This is a genomic window from Acidovorax sp. FG60, from assembly GCF_057808995.1.
Genome location: NZ_JBMDJC010000009.1, coordinates 241991 through 264311, shown reverse-complemented (window position 1 = coordinate 264311; position 22321 = coordinate 241991). Strand labels below are relative to the sequence as shown.

The window sequence follows — 22321 nt, the reverse complement described above, 5'->3', positions numbered from 1 at the left end:
GCCATCGATGACGATTGCCCCGTGTGTCCGGCCTGGACAACCCGCCACACGAGCCCACCCCTCCTTACATTGAGCAGAACGACATGGAACTGACCCCTCGTGAGAAAGACAAGTTGCTGATCTTCACCGCCGCCCTGCTGGCCGAGCGCCGCAAGGCCCGGGGCCTGAAGCTCAACTACCCCGAGGCCATGGCCCTGATCAGCGCCGCCGTGATGGAAGGCGCGCGCGACGGCAAGACCGTGGCGCAATTGATGAGCGAGGGCCGCACCGTGCTCACCCGCGCGGACGTGATGGACGGCATCGCCGAGATGATTCCTGACATCCAGGTCGAGGCCACCTTCCCCGACGGCACCAAGCTGGTCACCGTCCATCAACCGATCGTCTGACCCCCTTTCTCTCTGTCCCTCGTTCTCTCTGTGGAGCCCCCATGCGCATCGCACTCTCACACCGCCACACAGCCGCTCTCCTTTTCATAGCTGCCAGCGCAATCAGCACGTGCGCCAACGCCCATACAGGCGCTGAATCCCACATCCACAACAGTTTCTTCAGCGGCCTTGCCCACCCCCTGTTCGGCCTGGACCACCTGGCCACCATGGTGGCCGTGGGCCTGTGGAGCGCCCTGGCCGCGCGCAGCGCCGGGCGCGAACTGCTATGGGGCCCCGTGGGCTTTGCGGCCATGCTGCTGGTGGGCGCCGTGCTGGGCCTGCAGGGCGTGGCGCTGCCTGCTGTGGAGCCGATGATTGCTGCGTCGCTGCTGGTCACAGGCCTGCTGGTCGTGTCGCGCCAGCGCGTGCCCGGACTGGTGGCGGCGCTAGGTGTGGGCGTGTTCGCTGTCTTCCACGGCGTGGCCCACGGCTACGAGCTGGCAGGCAGCGACAGCGCCTGGCAAACATTGGCGGGCATGCTGACCGCCACCGTGCTGCTGCATGGCACGGGCCTCGCGGCGGGCTGGGCACTGCGCCACCGCCATGTGTGGCTGGCGCGCGCCGCAGGTGCGGGCGTGGCAGTGTTCGGTGGTGCGCTGCTCGCGCAAATGGCCTGACCCGTTGACCCACCAGGAGCACGCAATGATCCCAGGCGAACTCTTCACCGAACCCGGTGAACACCCGCTCAACACCGGCCGCCGCACCCTCACGCTGGTGGTACGCAACACCGGCGACCGCCCGATCCAGGTGGGCTCGCACTACCACTTTGCCGAGACCAACAACGCCCTGGGTTTTGACCGTGCCGCCGCACGCGGCATGCGGCTGAACATTGCATCCGGCACGGCCGTGCGTTTTGAGCCCGGCCAGGAGCGCACCGTAGAGCTGGTGGACTACGCGGGCGATTGCCGCGTGTACGGCTTTCAGGGCCTGGTACAGGGCGCACTGTAAAAATTCAGGTCAAAACAGCCTCTAGCGCTTTATGGATAAGCGCTGGAAGCTATTAAAAACATAGTAATCAGTTTCTCGCGGAGCACACCCATGGCAACCATTGGACGACGCGCCTACGCCGAAATGTTTGGCCCCACGGTGGGCGACCGCGTGCGCCTGGCCGATACGGAACTCATCCTCGAAGTCGAGGCCGATCACACGCTGCGCGCAGGCAGCTATGGCGAAGAGGTGAAGTTTGGCGGCGGCAAGACCATCCGCGACGGCATGGCACAAAGCCAGCGCAGCAACGCCCAGGGGGCGGTGGACACGGTGCTGACCAATGCCCTCGTGGTGGACCACACCGGCATCTTCAAGGCCGACATCGGCTTGCGCGCAGGCCGCATCGCATCCATCGGCAAAGCCGGCAACCCCGACACGCAGCCCGGCGTGGACATCATCATCGGCCCCGGCACCGAGGTCATCAGCTGCGAGGGCAACATCGTCACCGCAGGCGGCATCGACAGCCACATCCACTTCATCTGCCCGCAGCAGATCGAGGAAGCCCTGGCCAGCGGCGTGACCACCATGCTAGGCGGCGGCACCGGCCCCGCCACGGGCACGCTAGCCACCACCTGCACCTCAGGCCCCTTCAACATGGAGCGCATGCTGCAGGCGGCCGACGCTTTCCCGATGAACCTGGGCTTTCTCGGCAAAGGCAACGCCAGCCTGCCCGATGCCCTGCATGAGCAGATCAACGCAGGCGCCATCGGCCTCAAGCTGCACGAAGACTGGGGCACCACGCCGTCGGCCATCAGCAACTGCCTGGACGTGGCCGAAGAAACCGACACGCAGGTGGCCATCCACAGCGACACGCTCAACGAATCGGGCTTTGTGGAGAACACCATTGCCGCCGTGGGTGGGCGCGGCATCTGCGCCTTCCACACCGAAGGCGCGGGGGGAGGACACGCACCGGACATCCTGCGCGTAGTGGGCGAGGACAACTTCCTGCCCAGCTCCACCAACCCCACCATGCCGTACACGCACAACACGCTCGACGAGCATGTGGACATGCTCATGGTGTGCCACCACCTCGATGCCAGCATTGCCGAAGACCTGGCCTTTGCCGAAAGCCGCATCCGCAAGGAGACGATTGCCGCAGAAGACATCCTGCACGACCTGGGCGCCATCAGCATGATGTCCAGCGACAGCCAGGCCATGGGCCGCGTGGGCGAAGTCATCCTGCGCACCTGGCAAACCGCGCACAAGATGAAGGTGCAGCGCGGCAGCCTGCAAGGCGACAGCGCCCGCAACGACAACACGCGCATCAAGCGCTACGTGGCCAAGTACACCATCAACCCCGCCATCGCCCACGGCATCAGCCATGAAGTGGGTTCGCTCGAAGTGGGCAAATGGGCCGACATCGTCATCTGGAAGCCCGCATTCTTCGGCGTGAAGCCCGCGCTGATCCTGAAGGGCGGCCTGATCGCCATGGCGGCGATGGGTGACCCGAACGCCTCCATCCCCACGCCCCAGCCCGTGCACTACCGGCCGATGTTTGGCGCGTTTGGCGGAGCGATTGCCAAGACCTCCCTCACCTTTGTCTCGCAGGCGGGTTTGGCGGCGGGCATCGGTGAGCGCTTCGGCCTGCGCAAAACGCTGAGCGCGGTGCGCAACATCCGCAGCGTGCGCAAGCAGCACATGGTGCACAACAGCTACACGCCCAAGATGGAAATCGACGCGCAGACTTATTCGGTACGCGCAGATGGGCAGCTGCTCACTTGCGAGCCCGCCACCGTACTGCCCATGGCGCAGCGCTACTTTTTGTTCTGAGGCCCACGTCCCATGAGCGCCGTATTGCAAGACCTGATGATCCGCCTGGACGACCTGAGCGACCCGCGCATTGAAGCCTTCATGCAAGAGCACCTGGTGGACATGCGTGCCGTTTCACCGCCTGAAAGCGTGCACGCGCTGGACATGGACCAGCTGCGTCAGCCGAACATCGCGTTCTGGTCTGCCTGGCTGACCGGAGTGGATGGCGACATGCTGGTGGGCACGGGCGCGCTCAAGCGGCTCGATGCCGGCCACGCTGAACTCAAATCCATGCGCACCAGCACCCGCCATCGCGGCCGGGGCATTGCGCGCCAGCTCCTGAACCATTTGCTGCAAGAGGCCCGTGCACGCGGCTTTGCCCGCGTGAGCCTGGAGACCGGCACGCAACCGTTCTTCGAACCCGCGCGGCAGCTCTACCTGCAGAACGGCTTCGTCGAATGCGGCCCTTTTGCCGGCTACTGCCTCGACCCTTACAGCTTCTTCATGACCCGTACGCTGTAAACAAACGCGCTGCCCAGGGTTGAGCCCCTGGCACACAATGCACGTTTGCCCGCTGCAACAAAGAATCTCCATGATCCAAGCCTCCAAACTCATCCCCCAAGGCAAGGGCCTTGCGCCCATACTGGTCAAGCGCGCCACCACCATCGAGCTGGACTGGGACGTGCGCCAGAAAAGCCGCTTTGCCGCCACCGACTCCGCCGGGCGCGAACTGGGCATCTTCCTGCCGCGCGGCACGCTGGTGCGCGGCGGTGACGTGCTGGTGGCCGAAGACGGCTCCATGGTCCGCGTCATCGCCGCACCGCAGCCCGTGCTGGTCATCACGCACAGCACACAGCACGGCACCCCCTTCGACCTGACCCGCGCCGCCTACCACCTGGGCAACCGGCACGTGCCCATCGAGCTGCAGCCCGACCACCTCAAGATCGAACCCGACCACGTGCTGGCCGACATGCTGCGCGCGATGCACCTGATCGTGACTGAGCAGAACTTGCCCTTTGAACCCGAAGGCGGGGCCTATGCGGCGGGACACGGTGGCGGGCACCACCACCATGGCGGGCACCACCACCATGGTGGGCATGATCACGGACATGACCATGGGCACGATCGTGATCACGATCACGATCACAGCCATGATCACAGCCACGCAGCAGCAAGCACCGCAGCCCCAGGCCCCGGGCGCACCGTGTCCATCCCCGTGGTGGCCCAGGGGCATGTGCACGGCCCCCACTGCAACCACGACCACTGACTCCCCGCTCCATGCGCCTGGACCGCCCCGCGCCCCTGCCCGCCGCCAGCTTCCTGCAGCTGATGTGGCTGGCCTCCCCCGCGTTGCCCGTGGGCGGGTTCTCGTACTCCGAAGGGCTGGAAAGCGCCATTGAAAACGCGGGCCTCGCCAACGAAACCGCCGTGGGCGACTGGCTGCTGGACCAGTTGCACATCACCCAGGCACGCGGCGACATGGCCCTGATCGCCAAGGCCGTGGGCGCCTGGCGCCGCACCGACTGGGACCACGTGCGCGAACTCAACAACTGGGTGCTGCACACCCGCGAAACCAGCGAGCTGCGGCTGCAGACCGAGCAAATGGGCCGCTCCATGGCCGACTGGCTGCGCAACCAGAACCTGGGCGATGAACAGGTGTTGCCCGCCATCCGCCACCTGGCCGCCCTGCCCCCCACCTACCCTGTGGCGTTTGCGCTGGCCGCATCCACCACCCAGGCGCCCGTGCGCGATGTGCTGCTGGCCTACGCCTTCGGCTGGGCCGAAAACATGGTGCAGGCCGCCCTCAAATCCATGCAGCTGGGCCAAAGCGCAGGCCAGCGCATCCTCGCAAAACTGGCCGATGCCATACCTGCCGCCGCCGACCACGCCATAGGCCTGATGGATAGCGAGCGCCAGGCCTTCTCGCCGATGCTGGCCATCCTGAGCGCCCAGCACGAAGTGCAATATTCAAGACTTTTTCGCTCCTAGCGCTTTCGAATCCTACGCTAGCAGCTATTGATTTGATAGTAAATAACGCCATGACCAACACACTGCACCACCACATCCCGAACCGCACCAAAAACCTGCCGCCCCTGCGCGTCGGCATCGGCGGCCCCGTGGGCTCCGGCAAGACCACGCTGCTGGAAATGCTGTGCAAGACCATGCGCGATGACTACGACCTCATCGCCATCACCAACGACATCTACACCAAGGAAGACCAGCGCCTGCTGACTGTGAGCGGTGCCCTGCCCGCCGAACGCATCCTGGGTGTGGAAACCGGCGGCTGCCCCCACACCGCCATCCGCGAAGACTGCTCCATCAACCTCGAAGCCATCGACCGCATGTTGGGCGAGTTCCCCAACGCCGACATCGTGTTTGTGGAAAGTGGCGGGGACAACCTGGCCGCCACCTTCAGCCCTGAGCTCTCGGACCTCACCATCTACGTGATCGACGTGGCCGCTGGCGAAAAAATCCCCCGCAAGGGCGGCCCCGGCATCACCAAGAGCGATCTGTTCATCATCAACAAGACCGACTTGGCCCCCCACGTGGGCGCCAACCTGGACGTGATGCACGCCGACACCACCCGCATGCGCACCAACGCCCAGGGCCTCAAGCCGTTTGTGATGACCAATCTCAAAACCCTGGCAGGCGTGGCCGATGTGGTGAAGTTCATCGAGACCCGGGGCATGCTGAAAAAATCAGCACCCGCAGTCGGCTAGAATTCGCGCCTTCCCTCCCGGAGACTTGGGTGAGTGGTTTAAACCAGCAGTCTTGAAAACTGCCGACGGGCAACCGTCCGTGAGTTCGAATCTCACAGTCCCTTTCCAGGATTCATGACAAACGGGCCCGAGCGGCCCGTTTTGCATTTCTACCCAGCGTTTTATCTATCGCTTGAGTTGGCATTCCTAGCCCCCCGGTGGCCTTGCAACTCTCTACTGACGTGAGAATAGTGCCGACGTATCTATGGTGGATCTGCTCAACGATTGGCAGCGTGTGCTGCCTTTTTCTTGAGTTGCTCCAACTTACCCGCAACCGTCCATTTGCTCATTTCTTTCTGGTCTTGCTCGAATTTGTCGAGGTGGGTCCAGTAGTCTCGATGGTGTGCACGATTTGGAGACTCTAGGATGTCTTCCACGATGGCTGCGAGTCGCAGCAATGCTGCTTCTCTTCGGTAGAGTTCTACTATGTCTAGGTTCGCGATTTCGCTCGTCATCGCAGCGTTTTCAGCATCGTTTTCGCGGTTCAGAGCGACGCACCACTGACCGTGCGCGAGCTTGTTTCGCAGCAGGCTTGGGTCAAAGATGTATTCTTGAATTAAATCATTTAGCCGTTTCTTGACATTCGGCACGTGATTACTCTTACCACCTTCGACGCTACGCAATCCGAGCTCAACGCATTTAATCCACCCGGCTTTGACACCGTCAGCGCGGTTGGATCGCTTTACTTGCTCAATTTCGTCCAGTGTGAGGGCTTTTGGAGTATGAATCAGTTTTGAGAAACTGGCTTCTGCGAGAGCACAATATACGAGTGCCAAGAGCTTGGTATTGATTTGAACAGCCGCTTCATTTTTTGCTAGCAGCAGTCCATTTAGCTGGCGATTTATGTGTTTCCATGTACGCTGAAGTTCGCGCACGTTCGCCGTCTGGGCCCGGAATACTTCAAGTCGTTGATGTTCTTGCAATTCTCGCCCTCGGTAGATAAAGAGCACTTGGATCGAAATGCTCTTTATCTACCCGGAATCGAACCGGGATCCGCGCAGGAGTGCGGGTGTCTTACCAAATTAGACGATAGATCCACAAATATTGTCGCTTGACCAGTCTTGCGCCGTCAAGTTGCTGGGGGGCCACATCGCTAGGTCGAGCCGACTCCGCTTGGCATTACGTCTCAGGTCAAGACTATCGCGCGCCCGAGCCAGACACGCCTTGCGGTTGTCCTGGTCTTTGATGGCGTAGCAGCGATCCCTTGATCCCTTGATTTCCGCTAGACACTGATTGCGGTTGTCACCATCCTTGATGCGGTAGCAGTACCCATGGTCCCGCTTGACCTGCGCCAGACAGTACGCCCGCCTGTCCGCATCCTTGATCGCGTAGCACTCCGAGGTGCCTGCCATGGCCTCCCCCATCCAGGCCATTGCGATCATGCAGAGCGGCACGAGTAGGTAGCTTCTCGCTATGTTTGTGATGGTCATGGTGTCCTCATTCGCAGATGCTGTGGAACATGGCCTGCTCCTCGCCAGCGGTACATATGGTCAGTTGTTGCCCATCACGTTGCCAGCGGAATCTGCACATAGCCAGCCCTGATCCGCTACAGGTCTGCATTTCCGGACGGCCCTCACATCGGGTGTCACCCTCCATACATTGATCTGCATCTTTGGAGGTCACAGGCTGCCAGCCATCACGCATGAGCACCACCCGTACCTGTTCATAGGATTTGTTGCGAGCGAATGGCGGGACAGGACGCCGTTTGATGCTGGTCTGGGCCTGGGTTTCGTCCACCACTGGCGGCGGCGAGCGACCATTCCCGTCTGGTGACTTGCGAGAGATCATGAGTGGCGCGCGATTCTCTGCTGCCACAGCGTTGCCCGTGACCTTCTGCCATTGCCCGGCATATGCCCAGTATGTCTTCCCTTGGTAGGTGACCAGCATGCGCTTGGGTTTGAGGTGATCGGCATCCTTCGATGATTGCCATTCCATCCAGTCCGCTGTCACGGGATCACCATGCGTCACCTCACGGCATTGCCCGCGTGCGATCTTGCGCATCAGTTCTTGCTGGAAGACCCAGTTACTGCGTTGCATGTAGCTGTCGCTGGTGACGATGCGCGTCAGCACCTCCGGTCTGTGGCGAAATTTCTCCAGCAGGGCTTGGTTGGTCACGTCCGTGGCACCAAAGATTTCATCGAATGATTGCTGCTGATGACACAGCAGGGCAGGCTTTGTTATGTCAGAGCGCAACTCCAGCTGCACGCCCGGCATGAGTAGTGCGACAGGGGCCATGACCGCCACCGCGAGCCCATACCACGCCAGGATCACCTTCGCCTTGCCGACGCGGCCCTGTGCCCATGTGATTGATGACCACCCAGTGAGAGATTTCCAGTTGGTGGCGAGATAGTTCTTCATTGCATTGCTCCCTCTGTGTAGTTGTGTTGATCGGCTGTGTTGGCCCGTGTTGATGCGAGTGGTTCAGAGCTATGACCGACAGTCATATTTCCTGCGCGGCGACCGAGGGCGTAGTCCGCCCAGTCCTGCATGAGCTGCTGCCGTTTAGCAAGGAGGTCACCACGCCGGTACGCTGCCTCCACCTTGTTGCCCACCGCATGGGCCAGTGCCATTTCCGCGACCTCGTTGGGGTAGTCGGTTTGCTCCGCGCACCAGTCGCGGAAGGTGGAACGAAACCCATGGGGCACCGCCTCCAGCTTCAGACGGCGCAGCACCGCTGTGAGCGTCATGTCTGAGAGCGGGCTACCCAGTTCAGGATCACGGCTGTTAGGACTAGGGAATACATAGGCTTTGCCGGTAGTGCGTCCCGCTGCGAGTGCGAGTGCTTTCATTTCTTGCAGGAGTGCAATGGCCGCATCCGACAGCGGCACCCGATGGGCCTTACTGGCCTTCATGCGTTCGGCAGGGATCGTCCACACCCGCCCAGCCAGATCGATTTCCTCCCAGGTGGCACCCCGAACTTCTCCGGATCGAGCAGCCGTCAGGATCAGGAATAGCAGGGCCTTGGCACCCATCCCCTCCTGCCCCACCAGTTGCTCCATGAATACTGGCAACTGCGCATAGGGCAGCGCCTGAAAATGCATCGTCTTCGTCACCTTGCCCGGAGCAGGCAACAGCTTGTCCAGCAGCCCCTTCCAGCGCGCAGGATTGGAGTCGGTGCGGTAGCCCCGCGCAATGGCCCAGTCGATGATGGACTCGATGCGACCGCGCAGGCGGGTGGCCGTCTCCGTCTTGCTGGACCAGATCGGCTCCAGCACCTTGAGCACCATCGAGAGCGATATGTCCCGCACAGGCATCTTGCCCAGCACAGGGGTGGCGTACATGTCCAGTGACCGCTGCCACTGCTGCGCGTGTTTGGCGTTCTTCCAGCCCTTCTCATGCGAGGCGATGTAGCGCTTGGCCGCTTCACCGAATGTCATGCTGGTGTGGATTTCCGCGACCAGACGGGCACGCGCTCTGCGCGCATCCTCGATGGGGTCGATGCCCTGTGCCAATTTGGCACGGGCTGACCGAGCCGCCTCCCGTGCATCCGCCAACGTGACGGACGGATACGAGCCCAGGCCCAGATCGCGCCGTTTGCCTGCCACCTGATAGCGCAGCACCCAGCTGCGCGAGCCGTACATCGTGACGTTGAGGATCAGGCCACGCACGCCGCCGACATGGTTAGTGCCACGGCGCCAGAGGGCTGCGACTTGGGCCGCGCCCAGCTCTTTGCGGGGTTCGCGGGGCATCATGGCTGCACCTCCGCTGACGCAGGGCGAGGATAGCCAGGGGGCTCATAGATCAGTACCTGCCACTCGCACACCGAGGCATGAGTCAGGGCCTGGGCAGGGTCACCCCCATCCATGGCGATCAGCTCACTCTCGACGGCGCGAGTGCGGCCATCTGCGAGCCAATTGGCCCAGGTGCGGTAGCGGGCGATCATCCCGGCGTCGCGCTGGTGGAGATAGACGACCTGCAATGGCGCAGGTGGGTTCGGTCCAGTCAATCGAGTTTCCTCCTTGACCGCCACTCTGGAGAAATTGGAGGACTCGCGGGAAATTTCGATTTCATCGTCCCGTAACCCGCATGGGGCAAGGCGATGCTCTCCTCTCCCCAATTTTATTGAGTTCGTTGCTATCAATTTCATATCAATGACTCCTATGTCATTGATTTTCAATAGCTTTTTTCAGGTGCGAGAGGGGGTGTCTGGAGCGCGCACGCTGTCTTCAGGGACGAGACAGAGGACGCGTTTTCTTGCCGCGCGAGACACGGAGACTCCCCGTCGATGGGGAGCATGGAGGGGAGAGCAGCGGGTAGACCTACCCGCCATCTGTTCAGGCCAATTCGTAGGGTTCGAGCGTCCAGCTGTAGTCCAGGTACAGAGGATGCCTAGGATGGCCATTGACCGTCAGCTCACCGAATCTGCGCCATTGGGGCTGGTACTGCGCCAGCCGTTCATGCAATGCATCACGCGCCCGGAGGAGATAGGGCCGGTTCACTACAGACGTACCCCAGGCCGCCCATATGGTTGGCGTGGGGTATTGCGCGACGGTCTTCTCGATGGCTTCCAGATTGCGCTCGTAGGCCACGGAATCAGCCTTGGGTGGCAGGTCTTTGGGATCGGTGGCCCGTTCTGGGTAGAGATTGAGCATTACGAATCCATCGAATCCGCATTGCTGGGCGACCTTCTCCACGCGGGTCACGGTGGGGTCGAGCTTCTCTTGGGTGGCGGTGCTTGGATTGAGGCCGATGATCAGCAGCGGACGGGCACCGGAGCGGCCCAGCGTGTAGCGCCATTGGTCGTTTTGGTCGGAGTGGTAGATGTCGTACATGGGAACTTTCAGGCATGCATTCGTAGCGTCTGCCCAGCTCTCTCCGGCGCAGGCATCAGATTATTTTGTACCACATATGCGGGTGCATAGAGTCGTCAGGCAACGGACAGTCCCTGCCCATGACCAGGGACGAGGCATTGATCGCAGCGTTCGCCGACGAGCTTCGCTCGCGGCGTGCTGCGTTGCGCTTGTCTCAGGAGGAATTGGCCCATCGCGCGGGTATCAACCGGACGTACATCGCCAAGTTGGAACTGGCGCGCAATCAGCCTACATTGACTGTGTTGCTGCGCGTGGCTGAGGCGCTGGAGGTGCCGCTTCCGGAGTTGATTGCTGGGGCTCTTGGGCGGCGGTAGCTTCGCGCTTCCGCCCATGTGGGATTTGTCTGCTGATCGATGAGTCAGCCGGGGAGCGGAGAGGTAGTATCAGGAGTCTCCCAGTTCGATAGAGCTGACCTTCGTCTACTGCCTTGCCGGCGTCCCGCCCGGCAGTCCCGAAATCCGGGAGGAAGCATCCCAGGCTCTACCCGTTCTGCCCGCATAGCCGTTCACAGGGGCAAAAGGGCGGGAAGGAATAGTCACGAATTGGCTAGAGCTGTCGTCCGTCGCTAAGGGCTCATATGTGCAACGGACTAGTTGATCGTGCTCGCCACCATAGCTTCCAATAGCTGAGCGCGTTCGAGGACCTTGCCCTGATAGCGCACTATGCCGAAGGTATCGTCGACCAAGTATTGACCGTCTTTGTAGACGTGCACATGGATACCACGCTCCTGTGGGCGATCTGCCGTCCAGAGGACTGCCGGGGTAGATGCCCAGACCTGGTAAGGCAACCCCTGGTAGTCGTCCAAGTTGATCTCCTTGATGACGTCCACGTAGTTGTTGGCCTTGCTGAACTGGTCGTGCAATGGCTTGAGTGGGGTGGATGCAATCGGCTCCTTACTTCGAGTGTTGTCCCGTCCGCAGTTGCCACAGAGGTGCTTTGTGTGGGGTTTGCGGGCGAAGTCGCCCAGGTCCAAGTGTGGATAGCCACAGTCGCGGCAGTTTATGCAGCCCATCACCTTGCCGCTTTCGAGCGCGAGCACGAACTCCAAAGCCGAAGGCGGCGTGAGATGAACTCGGGTAATCTCATGGTTGCCGAATAGATTGTCGGTTGAGTTGTAGTGAAGCGATAGCGCTTTGAAGTCGCTATCCACTACCTTCGCCTCACCCGGCTTCTTGCGGACGTGGACGTGAATCTTGGGCCGCCGAGGCTTCGATGGCCCCTGGTGACTCAAAGCTGGCGGCATCGAGCACCAGATCCCTACCTCCGCGAAATCCTGGATGTCGATATGCTCCGGGTCGACCACATACGACATTGGTTGATCGTGATTCGCGCACTGCACCTTACCGCTCGCTTTTGCGCCAGCGATGTCCCCATTTGTTCCCCAGTGACGCTGGTGGGTGCGGCACCACCAGCGGGCTGCTCCGTTGCGCATCTTGCCCGCATCGACGATGTCGCAATCTAACTGCGCATCGTCGCCCTCCTTTCCTGGGAATAGGCCCAGCAGATCCTCGCTCGACATCGCGATGTTGCCCAACGTCCGGCCATATGACCAGCAGATGGCCTCTCGCATGACCGCAGCTTGCCCTTGCACCGGTTTCTCATAACCCAAGAACCTGTGAGCAGTTTTCTTTGCAGGCTTCTCTGTGAGATCCCACTCGTAGCCCCAGAGTTCGATCCGGCCAGCTGCGCCGACCCTCCGTTCGATTTCCATCCCTCGCCCTCCTAGAGGCGGTCACAACGAAAACTGCTGTGCCACTTGTTGTGTTCGAAGTAGGTGCGATTATCCTGCCCGCCGCGTCCTAGCCGCCCCATCAAGCTTGACATAGTGGCATACCGCATCCGTGGAGGTTGCGTTACTTGACCGTAGCCTCTCCACGCGCCTAGTGAGTATGCTGTAGGCTCCATCCAGGATAACGCCATCTGGACCTGCCGAATCCGTCCTCTAGATACATGAATCAAGGCTTGCTGCTCAGCTCCTCCCACAGAACAATAAACCAACAGCCTAGCGGTGCTTCAAGTTGGCAGCCCGTTGGTTCTGTAAAAGCGGCTTATATCCGAGCCCCAAAAGAGCCGGAGCCGAGACGATTGCTGAAAGTCGATGCGGTGGCCAACTACGGAATCGTTAGTGACCGACACGCATGCCCGCATTCGCCACGACAACTGCTGATCGCAGGGGATGCTGCTTACGATCGATTTAGGCTGCCCGAAGCCACTTTGCGCGAGAATTTACGCGTCGATTTCTCGACCACATCTGTTCGTTCAGGGGACCTTCTTCGTATTGGCTCACAGGTGGTTCTATGGGTGACCTTCGATTGTGAGCCCTGTAGCCTGTTGGAACGCCGGCATCCAGGCACCGTCAAAACCATAGGTAGACACCGAGGCGTGCTGGCCCGCGTGCTTCGCAGCGGAGCCTTTGGCGTCGGCGATGAAGTCTCGCTGGTTCGGGGGGTGCTGCCAGTCATGAGTAATGATTGGCGGGTACGGGTGCTCAACGTTGCACACGCTATACCTGCAGGCTATTACATTAGCTACAGGCAACTCGCTGAAATGGCGGGCGTAGCCATAGCCTATTGCCGCGCATTCCCCAGGATCCTATCCGGGCTACCGATCGATGTATCAAGTCGGGTCATCAGTGCCACAAAAGCACTGCCCGGACCTCAATGGAATGGTGCTGAGCTATTTGACATGGCGCATCACTTCGACAGCGAGCAACCAGCGTTTTCGCTACAGCAATCTTCCGCCAAGCATGTCGAGTTCAGGCTTCCCGTTGGATCGGTGAGGAGCGCCTCCGTTTAGTATCAAACCATTTCTGTCGCCTGCTCTTTGTACTGTGCGCAAGCCCTAGATAACTTGCGGTAGCGACTCTCCTGCTCATCCGTAAGACCATCCGGCTCGATCACCCGCCCCCCCATCCCCCTCCCCCCACCTAGGGGAGGGTACGGGGGCAAACAGGCAATCCGGCGGAGCTGCTCAGGGAGGGCTGTCTATAGAGCCAAGAGGGCAGCAGGAGATACGCCCCATGACCTGCGATTTGCCCGCTGCTCCCTGGATCTCCTCCGGGCCAGGAGATAACCAGACGGCCTATCGCCGACGGTCAGGGTGTCGGGACCAGTCGTTCGCTCCGGTCTGGATGACTTCCCGGGATTGCAAGACCCAGCTTTCCGACGGTCCAACTTCACCCCTGCAAGTCCCCCGCTCCCCCGCCCCCTCTCCCCCTTTAGGGGAGGGGGCGTGGGGAGTTGGGGGCTAGGCTCAGTGTGGCAGACGCACCTTACCCTCATGCAGAATCAGGAGTCTGGCATCGATCAGGGACTGGATCGCTTCGCGCACATTCTTTGCGCGGTGGTTGCTGCCATAGCCTTCTTCTCCGCTGTCGCACTTGTCCTTGAATGCTTGCGCGACAACCTTGCCGATGGCCTCATGGGTCGCCTCTCCGGGAGACTGTTCGCCATCGACGCCGATGCCTGCCACGCGCAGATGCAAGGTGATTGCCTTCAGTGCCTCATCGGCTCGCTCCTGTGCCTTGGTCTTGGGGGATGGTAGGGCCGCCGGAGCCTCTGCATCCTCGACATGTCGCACTACGATGGATTTCAGGGGCTCCGCTTCATGCGCAGGCTGGAAACTGATCCCCTCGATCTTGAACCGCCCGCCTGCCGGTTCACCATCACGGCCCTTATCCAAGCGCCAGTAGCGATCTTCGCCCGAGCGGCCCACTTCGATGGACACGTCCGGATTCGCGTGCAGCGCATACGCGCCGCGCGCTCCCCGCCGAGGGTCATTGCCGCAATGGTGCACGAGCAGCACCGCCGCCCCGGTCATCTGGGTCAGGCGCTGCATGTTAGCGATTACCCCGGCCATGGCGGTGTTGCTGTTCTCTTCCGCCATCCCGGCGATGGACGCTGACAGCGTATCGATCACGATGAACTTGGCATCGTGCTTTAGCGCCGTTAGCGCCAATTCGTTGACGTCCTTCTCGCTGGCGACATTGCAGGGATTGAAAACGTAGTGGATGCCATCCAGGTGGCCGACGCCCTGGTCATGCTCCAGCGCCTGAACACGTGTGCGCACCCCGATCTGCCCTTCCAGTGCTACATAGATCACATTCGTACGGGTCACAGGACGCCCTGCCCAGTCCACCCCACTGGCGATAGCAGCCACCATATCGAGCAGCAGCACCGTCTTGCCCGCCTGGGACTCACCCCAAAGGATGACGACCTCACCACCATGGAACACATCGCGCACCAGCCAAACATGGCGGGGCATGTGACGGAAGTCCTGGGAAGTATGCGTGGGCAGTCCCCCTGTTACTCCAGCCGGGAGCGAGAGGGTGGGCTTGGGCAATTGACGCAAGGGCAGCGACAAAGGGGGCGCGAGCACCTCCTCCGATGCGTTTGCATTAGCCGCCGTCGAGGAGGTGGGCGGTGGTTCAGCGTCCAGTTTGGACGTCGTGCAAGGGACTTCGGTCTGTGCGTTATCAACGGGACTTGGCTCGGTTTGGCGCCCAGTCGCCTGGGCGACGACCAGTTTCGCCATGAAGTTGTTGTCACTGCGAACAGTCGGGCGCTTAGTGGCCAGGTTGTCAGCCTCCAGTTCCGCCTTGCGCTTATTGCGCTGCCACTCGATCGCGGCAGCTTGGATGCGATCGGTCCCGGGGTTGCCCGAGGGGTTGATGTGATGGTTCAGCATCGCTTGTTTCCTAGCAAATATTGGGGTGGGCATGCGCAGGACGTTGGGAGTCAGGCGTACTATTGCCTTGCCTTCTGGGCGCCTGCGGCATGCGGATGGCGAGGGACTGGGCCCCATCGCGTTAAGTCATGGTTGCTTGCCCGAGCGCTTGCGAGCGGCGGATTGCACACGGTCAAGCGGGCGCTTCTTCGCCACTCGCTTGTTCGCACCGACCTGATCTGCATACTGAGTAGCGGTGCGACGTTCCATCCGCCACAGCCGGTCGCCCACTGCGTCCACGCGATCCATCAGTTCGCGCTGCATGGCGTTCTGCTGCGTCAGCAGTTGGTTTTGCTGCATGACACACGCGGTCAGCAGAGAGAGGGTGAATTGATCTTCGTAGATCATGATTTGCTCCTATTAATGCCAGGAGACAAAGGGCCCCTGACTAGGTATAAGTGCGAAATCAAAATTGATAGCAGCCCTCTAAACCCCCAAAAAATACCAAAAATCGTGCTCAAATTTTCAGCAAATTAGAAAATTTGCATACAAATCAATGACTTGCGATACTATATACATTATTTTTATATGAATGCATGCTCAAATAAATTGACATCATTTTTATAATTAATACATGATTTCCGAAATTATTCATCCATAAATTCGATGCAATTGCGTGAGTGTGTGCTCGCACTTATCCGGAGTTGATTGTCTAGTCTTGCGCGCATCGGACGGAGGGGAGATCGCGAAAGTACGCTTGCCGCTTGCTCCCTCCCGAGCCATCGGCACGGTCGCTAAGGACAACCGAGGGGTAGCTTGAAGGGGAGAGGCGCCAGACTCGCTGCAGTACGATGCCCAGCACCCACTGCAGGAGGAGGGGATGACCTCAATAAAACCATGAAAAAATCTCTCAACGCGAAACTTAATCATGGTAAATTCCGACCATACGAAACACTCAAGGAGTTCGCAGATGAGCGCCCCTTTTGCCGGAAGCAAGAAAGAGCTAGAACAGCTTATTGTGAAGAATGTCCCCAAGGACATGCTCATGGCATGCGAGGATGCCTACCGAACGGGTGACCAGCAAGGGCGTCAGCACTCCGCCACGTACCAATCTGGTCACAGGGCGTCGGCAGCAGGGCAGAGCAAGCATTTCTTCATCAACGAGACGTTCTATGAGGCTTTGCAGGCTCATGGAGCAACGCCCTCCCCGTTGTGTGGCACGCGACTCGTAGTTGGTCGGGTAGGGATTTTTAATATTGCCCGCCTGAATGTGCCGGGGCACAAATGGGTCAACCTGCGCCGTAGTGCTACTCGGAGCCGCCTTGCCGAGCTCAACAGCACCATCGAGAGAAAGTATGTCCAGGGTGACATGTTTGCCCAACAGCCCCGTGAAGTCGCTGTAGGCACAATTTTCATCCTTGGTGTGATGGATGGCGTTGATGCCAACGGCCTTGCTCAGTTGACTCAAGTAATGGTCGCGCTGCCAGCTACTGACATGAAGTCTTGGCTCTATATCAGTTCCATGGCTGACTTCCTCAAACTCTACGATCAAACTAGCGCCAACGTTCAACCTGACAACGCTGTGCCCAAACTCAAAGTGCAGCGCAAGAAGCAAAACGACAATGACCAAGGGAATCCGTGATCTTCAGCCTGCTCGCCTTGAGCAGGCTCTTGCCGCTCGCCAATTGACAAAGGGGCAATTGGCGAGTCTCGTGGGTGTAGCTGCATCCACTGTCACGAAATGGTGCCAAGGCACCCAGGCGCCTGAGGCAGGTGCATTCGAGCGCATTGCGTCTGTACTCAATGTACAAACTGAATGGCTGACACGCCCAATGCTTCTGCCGGTATCCAAGCCGCTGTTTCGCAGTAACGCAGCCGCTCTCAAGGCGGCCCGGGCAAAACTAGAAGCACGCACGGAATGGGTGCAAGAAACAGCAGTCTTGCTGAGCGACCATGTGGACTACCCAGATGTAAATTTGCCTGCGCGCGATTTCCGCGAGCCTGAGCAGATTGGCAATGCAGATATTGAGGCTGCAGCCGAAGAATGTCGTGCGCTTTGGCAGCTCGGGACCGGCCCTATTCAGGACTTAGCCCTAGCAGCGGAGGGTGCTGGGATCATTATTGCGCGCGAAGAAACCGAGATATCAGCAATCGAAGGACTGTCGAGTTGGAGCGCAATACTTGGACGTCCGATCATTTTTCTCTCTGCCGACAAGGCCAATGGGTTTCGTAGCCGATTTGACTTAGCGCATGAAATCGGACATCTCATACTGCATCGGCACATACCGAGGGCTGATGACCGAGATCGGCACAATCAGATGGAGAAACAAGCGCACCGGTTTGCTGGTGCGTTGCTACTTCCTGCCGAGACCTTCGCCAATGAAGTGCGTGTTCCGACCAACTTGGATAACTTACTCACCCTAAAGAAAAGGTGGGGGGCATCTGTGGCAGCAATGATGATGCGCTTACATGCGCTAGGTCTGCTCACCGACGAGGAAAAGCTAGTCCTCTTCAAGCGCCGATCTGCTCGCTGGGGGGCCAAGTCAGAGCCCGATGATGACCAGTGGAAACCGGAAGAACCTCGACTGTTGCGTAGAACACTAGAGCTTCTCGTCAGTGCAGGCATCCTTTCTACTGAGGCCATCCCGCGCTATCTAGGTCTATCTGCTAGAGATATTGAGCACTTGTGCAGATTGCGAGATAACTATTTCGCCAATCCGTCGGGTGTTGTGGATTTCGCAACGCTTCGGTCCGCTAGAGCACCAATCCAGCAAAGCCCCCAGGTCAATGACCTGCAGCTAGGTACCGTGGTGTCACTTATAAATCGCAGAAAGTGACTCGGTCAACGGCAAGTGAACAGGAGACGCAAATGAGCAAAGGTCAAGATCGGATGGTATTCCGCCGCGAGGACGGCTCGTGGGTGAACAAGCGCAATGATGCGGAACGTGCCTCAAGTTTGCATGCCACGCAACGTGAAGCTGAGCAAGCTGCGCGTGAAATGCTCAGTAAACAGGGAGGCGGAGAACTCACCACCAAGGGCGTCAATGGCTTGATCCGGAGCAAGGACACCATTGCCCCCGGAAATGACCCGGTCCCTCCACGGGACAGCGAGCACTGAGTAGTCAGCGCTCCGGCGCAATGATTGTCTCTGCGAGATAAGCATGGACAGTCCCGCTCCAAGGCTCAGGGAAATTTGGGGTAAAGCCAGCCCGCCAGTATGTTCCGCCGTTAGGTTGTAGCTGGAAGCCAAGATCAAACAGGCTTTGGTCAATGCCTTTTGACGTGGCTAAACAGCAATCCGGTAGGCGATTCTCGGCGAGTCTTGTCTTCAGCCGATATCTGCTTGAACTTAGTCTTGATGTCCTTGAGATTTGGGAGACCGGCAACGCCCAGCGCACCAGAAATTGCCCCTAAGGTCACGTTGCCCGTCAACGCGGCTGCTACGGCAACCGCTCCAGTAGCTGTACACGCGGCAACGTCAATTCCATAAAGCTGAAGTTTCTTCTGTCGCGCTTCTCTTAGGGACTGCTGGTGTTTGCTAAACGCCGAGTTCAAGTTCTCAACGACCTGATCGGCCGTCCGGAAGTAGTTATCGGGGTTGATGCCAATAAGGTTTGGTACGCCGTGTCCCAGGAGCTCACGCAGTTCGCTAGCCAAGCCGCGTTTGCGAATCTCCAACACGGTCTCTGGCGGAACATTGCCTAGCCACTCAAGATTTTTCTGCGACTCCGAAACCAATGCCCGCACCACATGCATGCTTTGTCGGTTGGTCAGGGCATCTTCGCGGGGGTTACCTTGGTACTCCAGCAGCCAAGTGAAATGCAGCCAAGCGGTTTCAGCATTTATGAACGGTGACCCACCAAAATGAATCGCAGCCTGTTGAGCCCCCATAGCCTGAGGCATTCTGCCGATGCTTCCGGAAAAAACATGCAGGCCTGCATTTGTCGCGCCCATCCCTGGATAGTGGGAGTTTTCCTGGAGCGACATCGAAAGCTGCTGAACTGGATTTTTCCCCCACTCTACGTCGAAGATCAACCGGTCCGGGCGCTTCAACTCCTTAATCACTTGATCCACTGTCTTGAGATGAGCACAGAACTCATGAAAGGCGTCCACGCTTTCGAAGGTCCGGTCGAAGAGATACCTTGCGTGAGCACAAATGGCGGGTGTTGCCCGAAGAATCAAACCCTTCCGATCTTCTTCATCTGCATCATCGGGGTTGGGGACAATCATTGCTATTGGAGGTTCGACATCCGCAAGAGCAATGTCTCTGTAGGTCATTGCAGTAAGGACGTGCTTGATGATCGCCTTGATAATCTGCGTGGAAGGTTCGGCTTTCAGCAGAGCACCTAGCCTAGTAATAGGGCAAGGCAAGATGATCGTGTCGATATAGAGCCCTGCCGTAGACACAGCATTCTCCCAGTGCGCTGGGAAAATATCCCCTGCGAAAACAGCCTTAAGTTGTCGACTGTCTTGAAGGTGATAGCCAGCCGCATCGCCGACTGCAGACCAGAACTCGCGAACCGCATCGACCATGTCCGGCAAAGCGCCGGAGAGACTCTGCATGATGTCGCTGTCCCGCGATGCAACTTCGGCCGCCTCCCACGGCGTTGCCTGCGCTTTGTTCATCTGCTCATATATCCATCCAAACTCTCTGAAGAGAAACGCAAAGTAGGTTTCCTGGACTTCTGCCAAGCTCAAGGAGTTCTTAGCATCTTCGCGCTGCCTCATCGCAACCAATGCGAGGGTTGACGCGCGGATTTGTCCATTGAGAGAAGTAGGATCGACTTTGCCATCGGGTCGGAGCCGAATGGCTTCGTAGCTACGCCAGAATCCGTCCGCCAAGTCCTGGCGAGCAAATCGCATCTTGCCAGCCTCTACGTGCTCCTTCAGGAGGAAAACACGGTCGGTAAGGTCTTGAACTTCTTCTTCGGTATAGGTCCTGGATGACATAGTTCTTGCGTAATCTCTGTCGATGACTGGAGCAAAGCAGGGTTCGCCTGGATAGAAGTTCTCGGGGGAAACCGCTTGTCGTCTCGGCGAATCGCTCGGGATGATGCGTAAGTTTCGAGTGGCAAGGTGCCACCCATCTCAAATTACAAGGAAACAAGATAGGTCATTGCTGAAGCCCTAGCCTGCCCCGGAGAAGGGCCTTCACCGTATGGAAAATGGTGTCGTGGGCTGTATAAACATCGTCGTCGCTAGCAACACCGGTGTGCACAATCGTCCCTCTGAGGTCATAGGCTCGCACAACTTCACGAGCTAGCTGACTGCGATCTACGTGTGCCAATCCTGCGCCAGTCCTGACCAGTTCGCGTACGCGCCTGCGTATTGAAGTCTCTTTACGGAAATCGAACTCTCTCTGTAGCGACTCAAGAGCGACACGTTCCTCTTCATCGATATCCTCAAGAAGGCGCTTGTTGATATCCAGCATCATCTTCTGCAGCATCGCGACAGCGGCTTCGTGCTTGGGCAAGTCTGGAGCTAGAACTTCCAACACCATCATCAACGTCAGCAATCGGGCCCTCATGGAGGTCTCCAGAAATTGCCCCAAGTACAGCGAAATAGCAGTTGCAATTTTGGTATCCGTGAGCACGCGCTCATCACACTCCGTCACCGCCTCTTCTAGCAGGGGCGCCAATGTGGCAAAGGCTGATGCGGTGTGCAAAGACGCTTCGCCAAAGGCAACAAACTTGATGTTCTCGTCCGTCTTGAAAATTGTGTATCCCCCCGCATTGCCGAGTCCATGAACCGGGGCGTCATCTTCCAAGTCGAAACCTCTGGCCAAATTTTTTCCGGCTTGGACTGGGTCATCGGCATAGGTGATGTCTCCCCTGCCCTGCTCCAAGACGAACGGTAAGTTCCGGACTAACGCGATGTTCCACAGTCCGGCATGAATACGTGGCAAGAATGCCTCTGCTTCAGCTTCCGTCGCAAACTCTGAGATCTTTACGATCAAACTTCGGTGCTGCATCACGAATGTTGCGGGCTTCCCGGCTAGCTGTATCTGCACAGGAGTCTCGATACCGGTGATGCCCAATGTTTCTAGAGTCCTTGCCGAGACACGCAGTGTGTATGTCATATCCGCCCCTCCTACCCATCAGCTTACCCATCCTCGCCGCAGCTCGTTGGCCCCCCACGTGGGCGCCAACCCGGACGTGATGCATGCCGACACCACCCGCATGCGCACCAACGCCCAGGGCCTCAAGCCGTTTGTGATGACCAATCTCAAAACCCTGGCAGGCGTGGCCGATGTGGTGAAGTTCATCGAGACCCGGGGCATGCTGAAAAAATCAGCACCCGCAGTCAGCTAGAATTCGCGCCTTCCCTCCCGGAGACTTGGGTGAGTGGTTTAAACCAGCAGTCTTGAAAACTGCCGACGGGCAACCGTCCGTGAGTTCGAATCTCACAGTCTCCGCCAAAACATCCAGCACAACGGGCCTTCACGGCCCGTTGTGCTTTGTGCGCCACCCCCTTCCCGCCGTCAGTGGCGGCCTTCGGGCAAGCCAGAAGCATGGGGCGAAATGGGTGTCAGATCTTCTGGTCGGCACACCTCCTCACTGCCGGCCAATCGGACCCACAGGCCCGTTCTTCGGATGATGACGTAGTCCACGCTGACACGTCGGCCCTTGTAGATGAATTGCGCCCCGGGCTTGTACAGAATCATTCTGGTTTTGTAATCAAAAGCGGTGGCCCCACGATGACACCCCACCTGGCTGTGAATGATGCAGCCCCCTAGCGCAACGTGCAGAGGATGGGGTCAAAGAACCCAGTATTCACCTGCTCATTCATGACAAGTCCCATGTCTTGCGGTTAGCGGTGCAGGCAATGGCAGGACGGGAAACGGGCAAAAAAAAGCCCGCTGGGTGCGGGCTGAACACTTGCTTGTGCAAGCGGGAGGGATGTCGACGGGGTATCGACGGACAAA

The 22321-nt window shown here is 59.0% G+C and carries 25 protein-coding genes, 2 tRNA genes and 1 pseudogene; 16 read left to right on the top strand and 12 right to left on the bottom strand.

What is annotated here, in order from left to right; translation table 11 throughout:
- The first annotated feature begins 83 nt into the window (after positions 1–83).
- The 9 genes from ACODS0_RS15850 (at position 84) to ACODS0_RS15810 (ending at position 5989) form a co-directional block, all read left to right on the top strand.
- Positions 84–386: an urease subunit gamma gene (locus tag ACODS0_RS15850; protein WP_055399013.1), complete on the top strand. Its 303-nt coding sequence runs from the start codon at positions 84–86 to the stop codon at positions 384–386.
- A gap of 41 nt (positions 387–427) precedes the next feature.
- Positions 428–1042: a HupE/UreJ family protein gene (locus ACODS0_RS15845; protein ID WP_291518597.1), complete on the top strand. Its 615-nt coding sequence runs from the start codon at positions 428–430 to the stop codon at positions 1040–1042.
- Between the two features lie 25 nt (positions 1043–1067).
- Positions 1068–1373: an urease subunit beta gene (locus ACODS0_RS15840; RefSeq protein WP_121507378.1), complete on the top strand. Its 306-nt coding sequence runs from the start codon at positions 1068–1070 to the stop codon at positions 1371–1373.
- A 90-nt stretch (positions 1374–1463) separates the two neighbouring features.
- On the top strand, positions 1464–3182 hold the full coding sequence (ureC, locus tag ACODS0_RS15835; protein ID WP_487255643.1) for an urease subunit alpha: 1719 nt from the start codon (positions 1464–1466) through the stop codon (positions 3180–3182).
- A gap of 12 nt (positions 3183–3194) precedes the next feature.
- On the top strand, positions 3195–3683 hold the full coding sequence (locus ACODS0_RS15830; protein WP_228898679.1) for a GNAT family N-acetyltransferase: 489 nt from the start codon (positions 3195–3197) through the stop codon (positions 3681–3683).
- 70 nt (positions 3684–3753) lie between these two features.
- The gene (ureE, locus tag ACODS0_RS15825; RefSeq protein ID WP_488835936.1) at positions 3754–4428 is read left to right on the top strand and encodes an urease accessory protein UreE; all 675 of its coding nucleotides are present in this window, start codon (positions 3754–3756) and stop codon (positions 4426–4428) included.
- Between the two features lie 11 nt (positions 4429–4439).
- A complete protein-coding gene (locus ACODS0_RS15820) occupies positions 4440–5150 on the top strand; it encodes an urease accessory protein UreF (protein WP_488835935.1) in 711 nt (236 codons plus the stop codon).
- Positions 5151–5200: 50 nt separating this feature from the next.
- Positions 5201–5881 carry an urease accessory protein UreG gene (gene ureG, locus ACODS0_RS15815; protein ID WP_488835934.1) on the top strand — a complete coding sequence of 227 codons (681 nt, stop codon included), beginning with the start codon at positions 5201–5203 and terminating at the stop codon, positions 5879–5881.
- 18 nt (positions 5882–5899) lie between these two features.
- Positions 5900–5989, top strand: a tRNA-Ser gene (locus ACODS0_RS15810).
- 149 nt (positions 5990–6138) lie between these two features.
- Here ACODS0_RS15810 and ACODS0_RS15805 read toward each other — a convergent pair.
- The 6 genes from ACODS0_RS15805 to ACODS0_RS15780 all read right to left on the bottom strand — a co-directional run bounded on the left by ACODS0_RS15805 (position 6139) and on the right by ACODS0_RS15780 (position 10692).
- Entirely contained in the window at positions 6139–6870 is a 732-nt protein-coding gene (locus tag ACODS0_RS15805; RefSeq protein ID WP_488835933.1) for a hypothetical protein, read from the bottom strand.
- Between the two features lie 72 nt (positions 6871–6942).
- Positions 6943–7350, bottom strand: coding sequence for a hypothetical protein (locus tag ACODS0_RS15800; RefSeq protein WP_488835932.1), 408 nt, complete (start codon positions 7348–7350; stop codon positions 6943–6945).
- A gap of 7 nt (positions 7351–7357) precedes the next feature.
- Positions 7358–8278: a hypothetical protein gene (locus ACODS0_RS15795; RefSeq protein WP_488835931.1), complete on the bottom strand. Its 921-nt coding sequence runs from the start codon at positions 8276–8278 to the stop codon at positions 7358–7360.
- Complete coding sequence (locus ACODS0_RS15790) at positions 8275–9612, bottom strand: tyrosine-type recombinase/integrase (protein ID WP_488835930.1); 1338 nt, start codon at positions 9610–9612, stop codon at positions 8275–8277. Before ACODS0_RS15790 ends, ACODS0_RS15795 begins: the two co-directional genes overlap by 4 nt.
- Positions 9609–9866: a hypothetical protein gene (locus ACODS0_RS15785; RefSeq protein ID WP_488835929.1), complete on the bottom strand. Its 258-nt coding sequence runs from the start codon at positions 9864–9866 to the stop codon at positions 9609–9611. Before ACODS0_RS15785 ends, ACODS0_RS15790 begins: the two co-directional genes overlap by 4 nt.
- A 328-nt stretch (positions 9867–10194) precedes the next feature.
- On the bottom strand, positions 10195–10692 hold the full coding sequence (locus tag ACODS0_RS15780) for a DUF1643 domain-containing protein (protein WP_121943641.1): 498 nt from the start codon (positions 10690–10692) through the stop codon (positions 10195–10197).
- Between the two features lie 119 nt (positions 10693–10811).
- Between ACODS0_RS15780 and ACODS0_RS15775 the strand changes: the two genes are divergently transcribed.
- Positions 10812–11045: a helix-turn-helix domain-containing protein gene (locus ACODS0_RS15775; RefSeq protein WP_063463050.1), complete on the top strand. Its 234-nt coding sequence runs from the start codon at positions 10812–10814 to the stop codon at positions 11043–11045.
- A 275-nt stretch (positions 11046–11320) separates the two neighbouring features.
- Here the strand turns inward: ACODS0_RS15775 and ACODS0_RS15770 are convergent, their stop codons facing one another.
- Entirely contained in the window at positions 11321–12442 is a 1122-nt protein-coding gene (locus ACODS0_RS15770; RefSeq protein ID WP_488835928.1) for a hypothetical protein, read from the bottom strand.
- Between the two features lie 374 nt (positions 12443–12816).
- On the opposite strand from ACODS0_RS15770, the gene ACODS0_RS15765 reads away from it, so the two are divergent.
- On the top strand, positions 12817–13527 hold the full coding sequence (locus ACODS0_RS15765; RefSeq protein ID WP_488835927.1) for an MOSC domain-containing protein: 711 nt from the start codon (positions 12817–12819) through the stop codon (positions 13525–13527).
- 456 nt (positions 13528–13983) lie between these two features.
- On the opposite strand, the gene ACODS0_RS15760 is transcribed toward ACODS0_RS15765, so the two are convergent.
- Together ACODS0_RS15760 and ACODS0_RS15755 are read right to left on the bottom strand one after the other, a co-directional pair.
- Positions 13984–15417, bottom strand: a complete 1434-nt coding sequence (locus tag ACODS0_RS15760) for an AAA family ATPase (RefSeq protein WP_488835926.1) — start codon at positions 15415–15417, stop codon at positions 13984–13986.
- A gap of 126 nt (positions 15418–15543) precedes the next feature.
- A complete protein-coding gene (locus ACODS0_RS15755; RefSeq protein ID WP_488835925.1) occupies positions 15544–15804 on the bottom strand; it encodes a hypothetical protein in 261 nt (86 codons plus the stop codon).
- Between the two features lie 562 nt (positions 15805–16366).
- Between ACODS0_RS15755 and ACODS0_RS15750 the strand changes: the two genes are divergently transcribed.
- From ACODS0_RS15750 to ACODS0_RS15740, 3 genes are read left to right on the top strand one after another with little or no spacing between them, the layout of a single operon-like run.
- Positions 16367–17038, top strand: coding sequence for a hypothetical protein (locus ACODS0_RS15750; RefSeq protein ID WP_488835924.1), 672 nt, complete (start codon positions 16367–16369; stop codon positions 17036–17038).
- The gene (locus tag ACODS0_RS15745; RefSeq protein ID WP_488835923.1) at positions 17019–18233 is read left to right on the top strand and encodes an XRE family transcriptional regulator; all 1215 of its coding nucleotides are present in this window, start codon (positions 17019–17021) and stop codon (positions 18231–18233) included. Before ACODS0_RS15750 ends, ACODS0_RS15745 begins: the two co-directional genes overlap by 20 nt.
- 32 nt (positions 18234–18265) lie before the next feature.
- Complete coding sequence (locus ACODS0_RS15740; protein WP_121943646.1) at positions 18266–18514, top strand: DUF2188 domain-containing protein; 249 nt, start codon at positions 18266–18268, stop codon at positions 18512–18514.
- A 149-nt stretch (positions 18515–18663) separates the two neighbouring features.
- Here the strand turns inward: ACODS0_RS15740 and ACODS0_RS15735 are convergent, their stop codons facing one another.
- Together ACODS0_RS15735 and ACODS0_RS15730 are read right to left on the bottom strand one after the other, a co-directional pair.
- A complete protein-coding gene (locus ACODS0_RS15735) occupies positions 18664–20346 on the bottom strand; it encodes a hypothetical protein (RefSeq protein ID WP_488835922.1) in 1683 nt (560 codons plus the stop codon).
- 163 nt (positions 20347–20509) lie between these two features.
- Positions 20510–21475 carry a hypothetical protein gene (locus ACODS0_RS15730; RefSeq protein WP_488835921.1) on the bottom strand — a complete coding sequence of 322 codons (966 nt, stop codon included), beginning with the start codon at positions 21473–21475 and terminating at the stop codon, positions 20510–20512.
- A gap of 37 nt (positions 21476–21512) precedes the next feature.
- On the opposite strand from ACODS0_RS15730, the pseudogene ACODS0_RS15725 reads away from it, so the two are divergent.
- A pseudogene (locus ACODS0_RS15725) lies at positions 21513–21707 on the top strand (urease accessory protein UreG); the annotation flags it as partial.
- Positions 21708–21726: 19 nt separating this feature from the next.
- Positions 21727–21814: transfer RNA gene (locus tag ACODS0_RS15720), tRNA-Ser, on the top strand.
- A gap of 63 nt (positions 21815–21877) precedes the next feature.
- On the opposite strand, the gene ACODS0_RS15715 is transcribed toward ACODS0_RS15720, so the two are convergent.
- Positions 21878–22060 (bottom strand): hypothetical protein, encoded by a 183-nt coding sequence (locus ACODS0_RS15715; protein ID WP_488835920.1) that lies wholly within the window; start codon positions 22058–22060, stop codon positions 21878–21880.
- Positions 22061–22321: the final 261 nt, after the last annotated feature.

Excerpts from the sequence above, each read along its gene's own strand:
- ACODS0_RS15840 (WP_121507378.1), top strand. The coding sequence starts at position 1,068 with ATGATCCCAGGCGAACTCTTCACCGAACCCGGTGAACACCCGCTCAAC.
- ACODS0_RS15745 (WP_488835923.1), top strand. The coding sequence starts at position 17,019 with ATGACCAAGGGAATCCGTGATCTTCAGCCTGCTCGCCTTGAGCAGGCT.
- ACODS0_RS15800 (WP_488835932.1), bottom strand. The coding sequence starts at position 7,350 with ATGACCATCACAAACATAGCGAGAAGCTACCTACTCGTGCCGCTCTGC.
- ureE (WP_488835936.1), top strand. The coding sequence starts at position 3,754 with ATGATCCAAGCCTCCAAACTCATCCCCCAAGGCAAGGGCCTTGCGCCC.
- ACODS0_RS15740 (WP_121943646.1), top strand. The coding sequence starts at position 18,266 with ATGAGCAAAGGTCAAGATCGGATGGTATTCCGCCGCGAGGACGGCTCG.
- ACODS0_RS15750 (WP_488835924.1), top strand. The coding sequence starts at position 16,367 with ATGAGCGCCCCTTTTGCCGGAAGCAAGAAAGAGCTAGAACAGCTTATT.
- ACODS0_RS15850 (WP_055399013.1), top strand. The coding sequence starts at position 84 with ATGGAACTGACCCCTCGTGAGAAAGACAAGTTGCTGATCTTCACCGCC.
- ACODS0_RS15845 (WP_291518597.1), top strand. The coding sequence starts at position 428 with ATGCGCATCGCACTCTCACACCGCCACACAGCCGCTCTCCTTTTCATA.
- ACODS0_RS15770 (WP_488835928.1), bottom strand. The coding sequence starts at position 12,442 with ATGGAAATCGAACGGAGGGTCGGCGCAGCTGGCCGGATCGAACTCTGG.
- ACODS0_RS15730 (WP_488835921.1), bottom strand. The coding sequence starts at position 21,475 with ATGACATACACACTGCGTGTCTCGGCAAGGACTCTAGAAACATTGGGC.
- ACODS0_RS15760 (WP_488835926.1), bottom strand. The coding sequence starts at position 15,417 with ATGCTGAACCATCACATCAACCCCTCGGGCAACCCCGGGACCGATCGC.
- ACODS0_RS15820 (WP_488835935.1), top strand. The coding sequence starts at position 4,440 with ATGCGCCTGGACCGCCCCGCGCCCCTGCCCGCCGCCAGCTTCCTGCAG.
- ACODS0_RS15735 (WP_488835922.1), bottom strand. The coding sequence starts at position 20,346 with ATGTCATCCAGGACCTATACCGAAGAAGAAGTTCAAGACCTTACCGAC.
- ACODS0_RS15775 (WP_063463050.1), top strand. The coding sequence starts at position 10,812 with ATGACCAGGGACGAGGCATTGATCGCAGCGTTCGCCGACGAGCTTCGC.
- ACODS0_RS15755 (WP_488835925.1), bottom strand. The coding sequence starts at position 15,804 with ATGATCTACGAAGATCAATTCACCCTCTCTCTGCTGACCGCGTGTGTC.
- ACODS0_RS15790 (WP_488835930.1), bottom strand. The coding sequence starts at position 9,612 with ATGATGCCCCGCGAACCCCGCAAAGAGCTGGGCGCGGCCCAAGTCGCA.
- ACODS0_RS15830 (WP_228898679.1), top strand. The coding sequence starts at position 3,195 with ATGAGCGCCGTATTGCAAGACCTGATGATCCGCCTGGACGACCTGAGC.
- ACODS0_RS15780 (WP_121943641.1), bottom strand. The coding sequence starts at position 10,692 with ATGTACGACATCTACCACTCCGACCAAAACGACCAATGGCGCTACACG.
- ureG (WP_488835934.1), top strand. The coding sequence starts at position 5,201 with ATGACCAACACACTGCACCACCACATCCCGAACCGCACCAAAAACCTG.
- ureC (WP_487255643.1), top strand. The coding sequence starts at position 1,464 with ATGGCAACCATTGGACGACGCGCCTACGCCGAAATGTTTGGCCCCACG.
- ACODS0_RS15715 (WP_488835920.1), bottom strand. The coding sequence starts at position 22,060 with ATGATTCTGTACAAGCCCGGGGCGCAATTCATCTACAAGGGCCGACGT.
- ACODS0_RS15795 (WP_488835931.1), bottom strand. The coding sequence starts at position 8,278 with ATGAAGAACTATCTCGCCACCAACTGGAAATCTCTCACTGGGTGGTCA.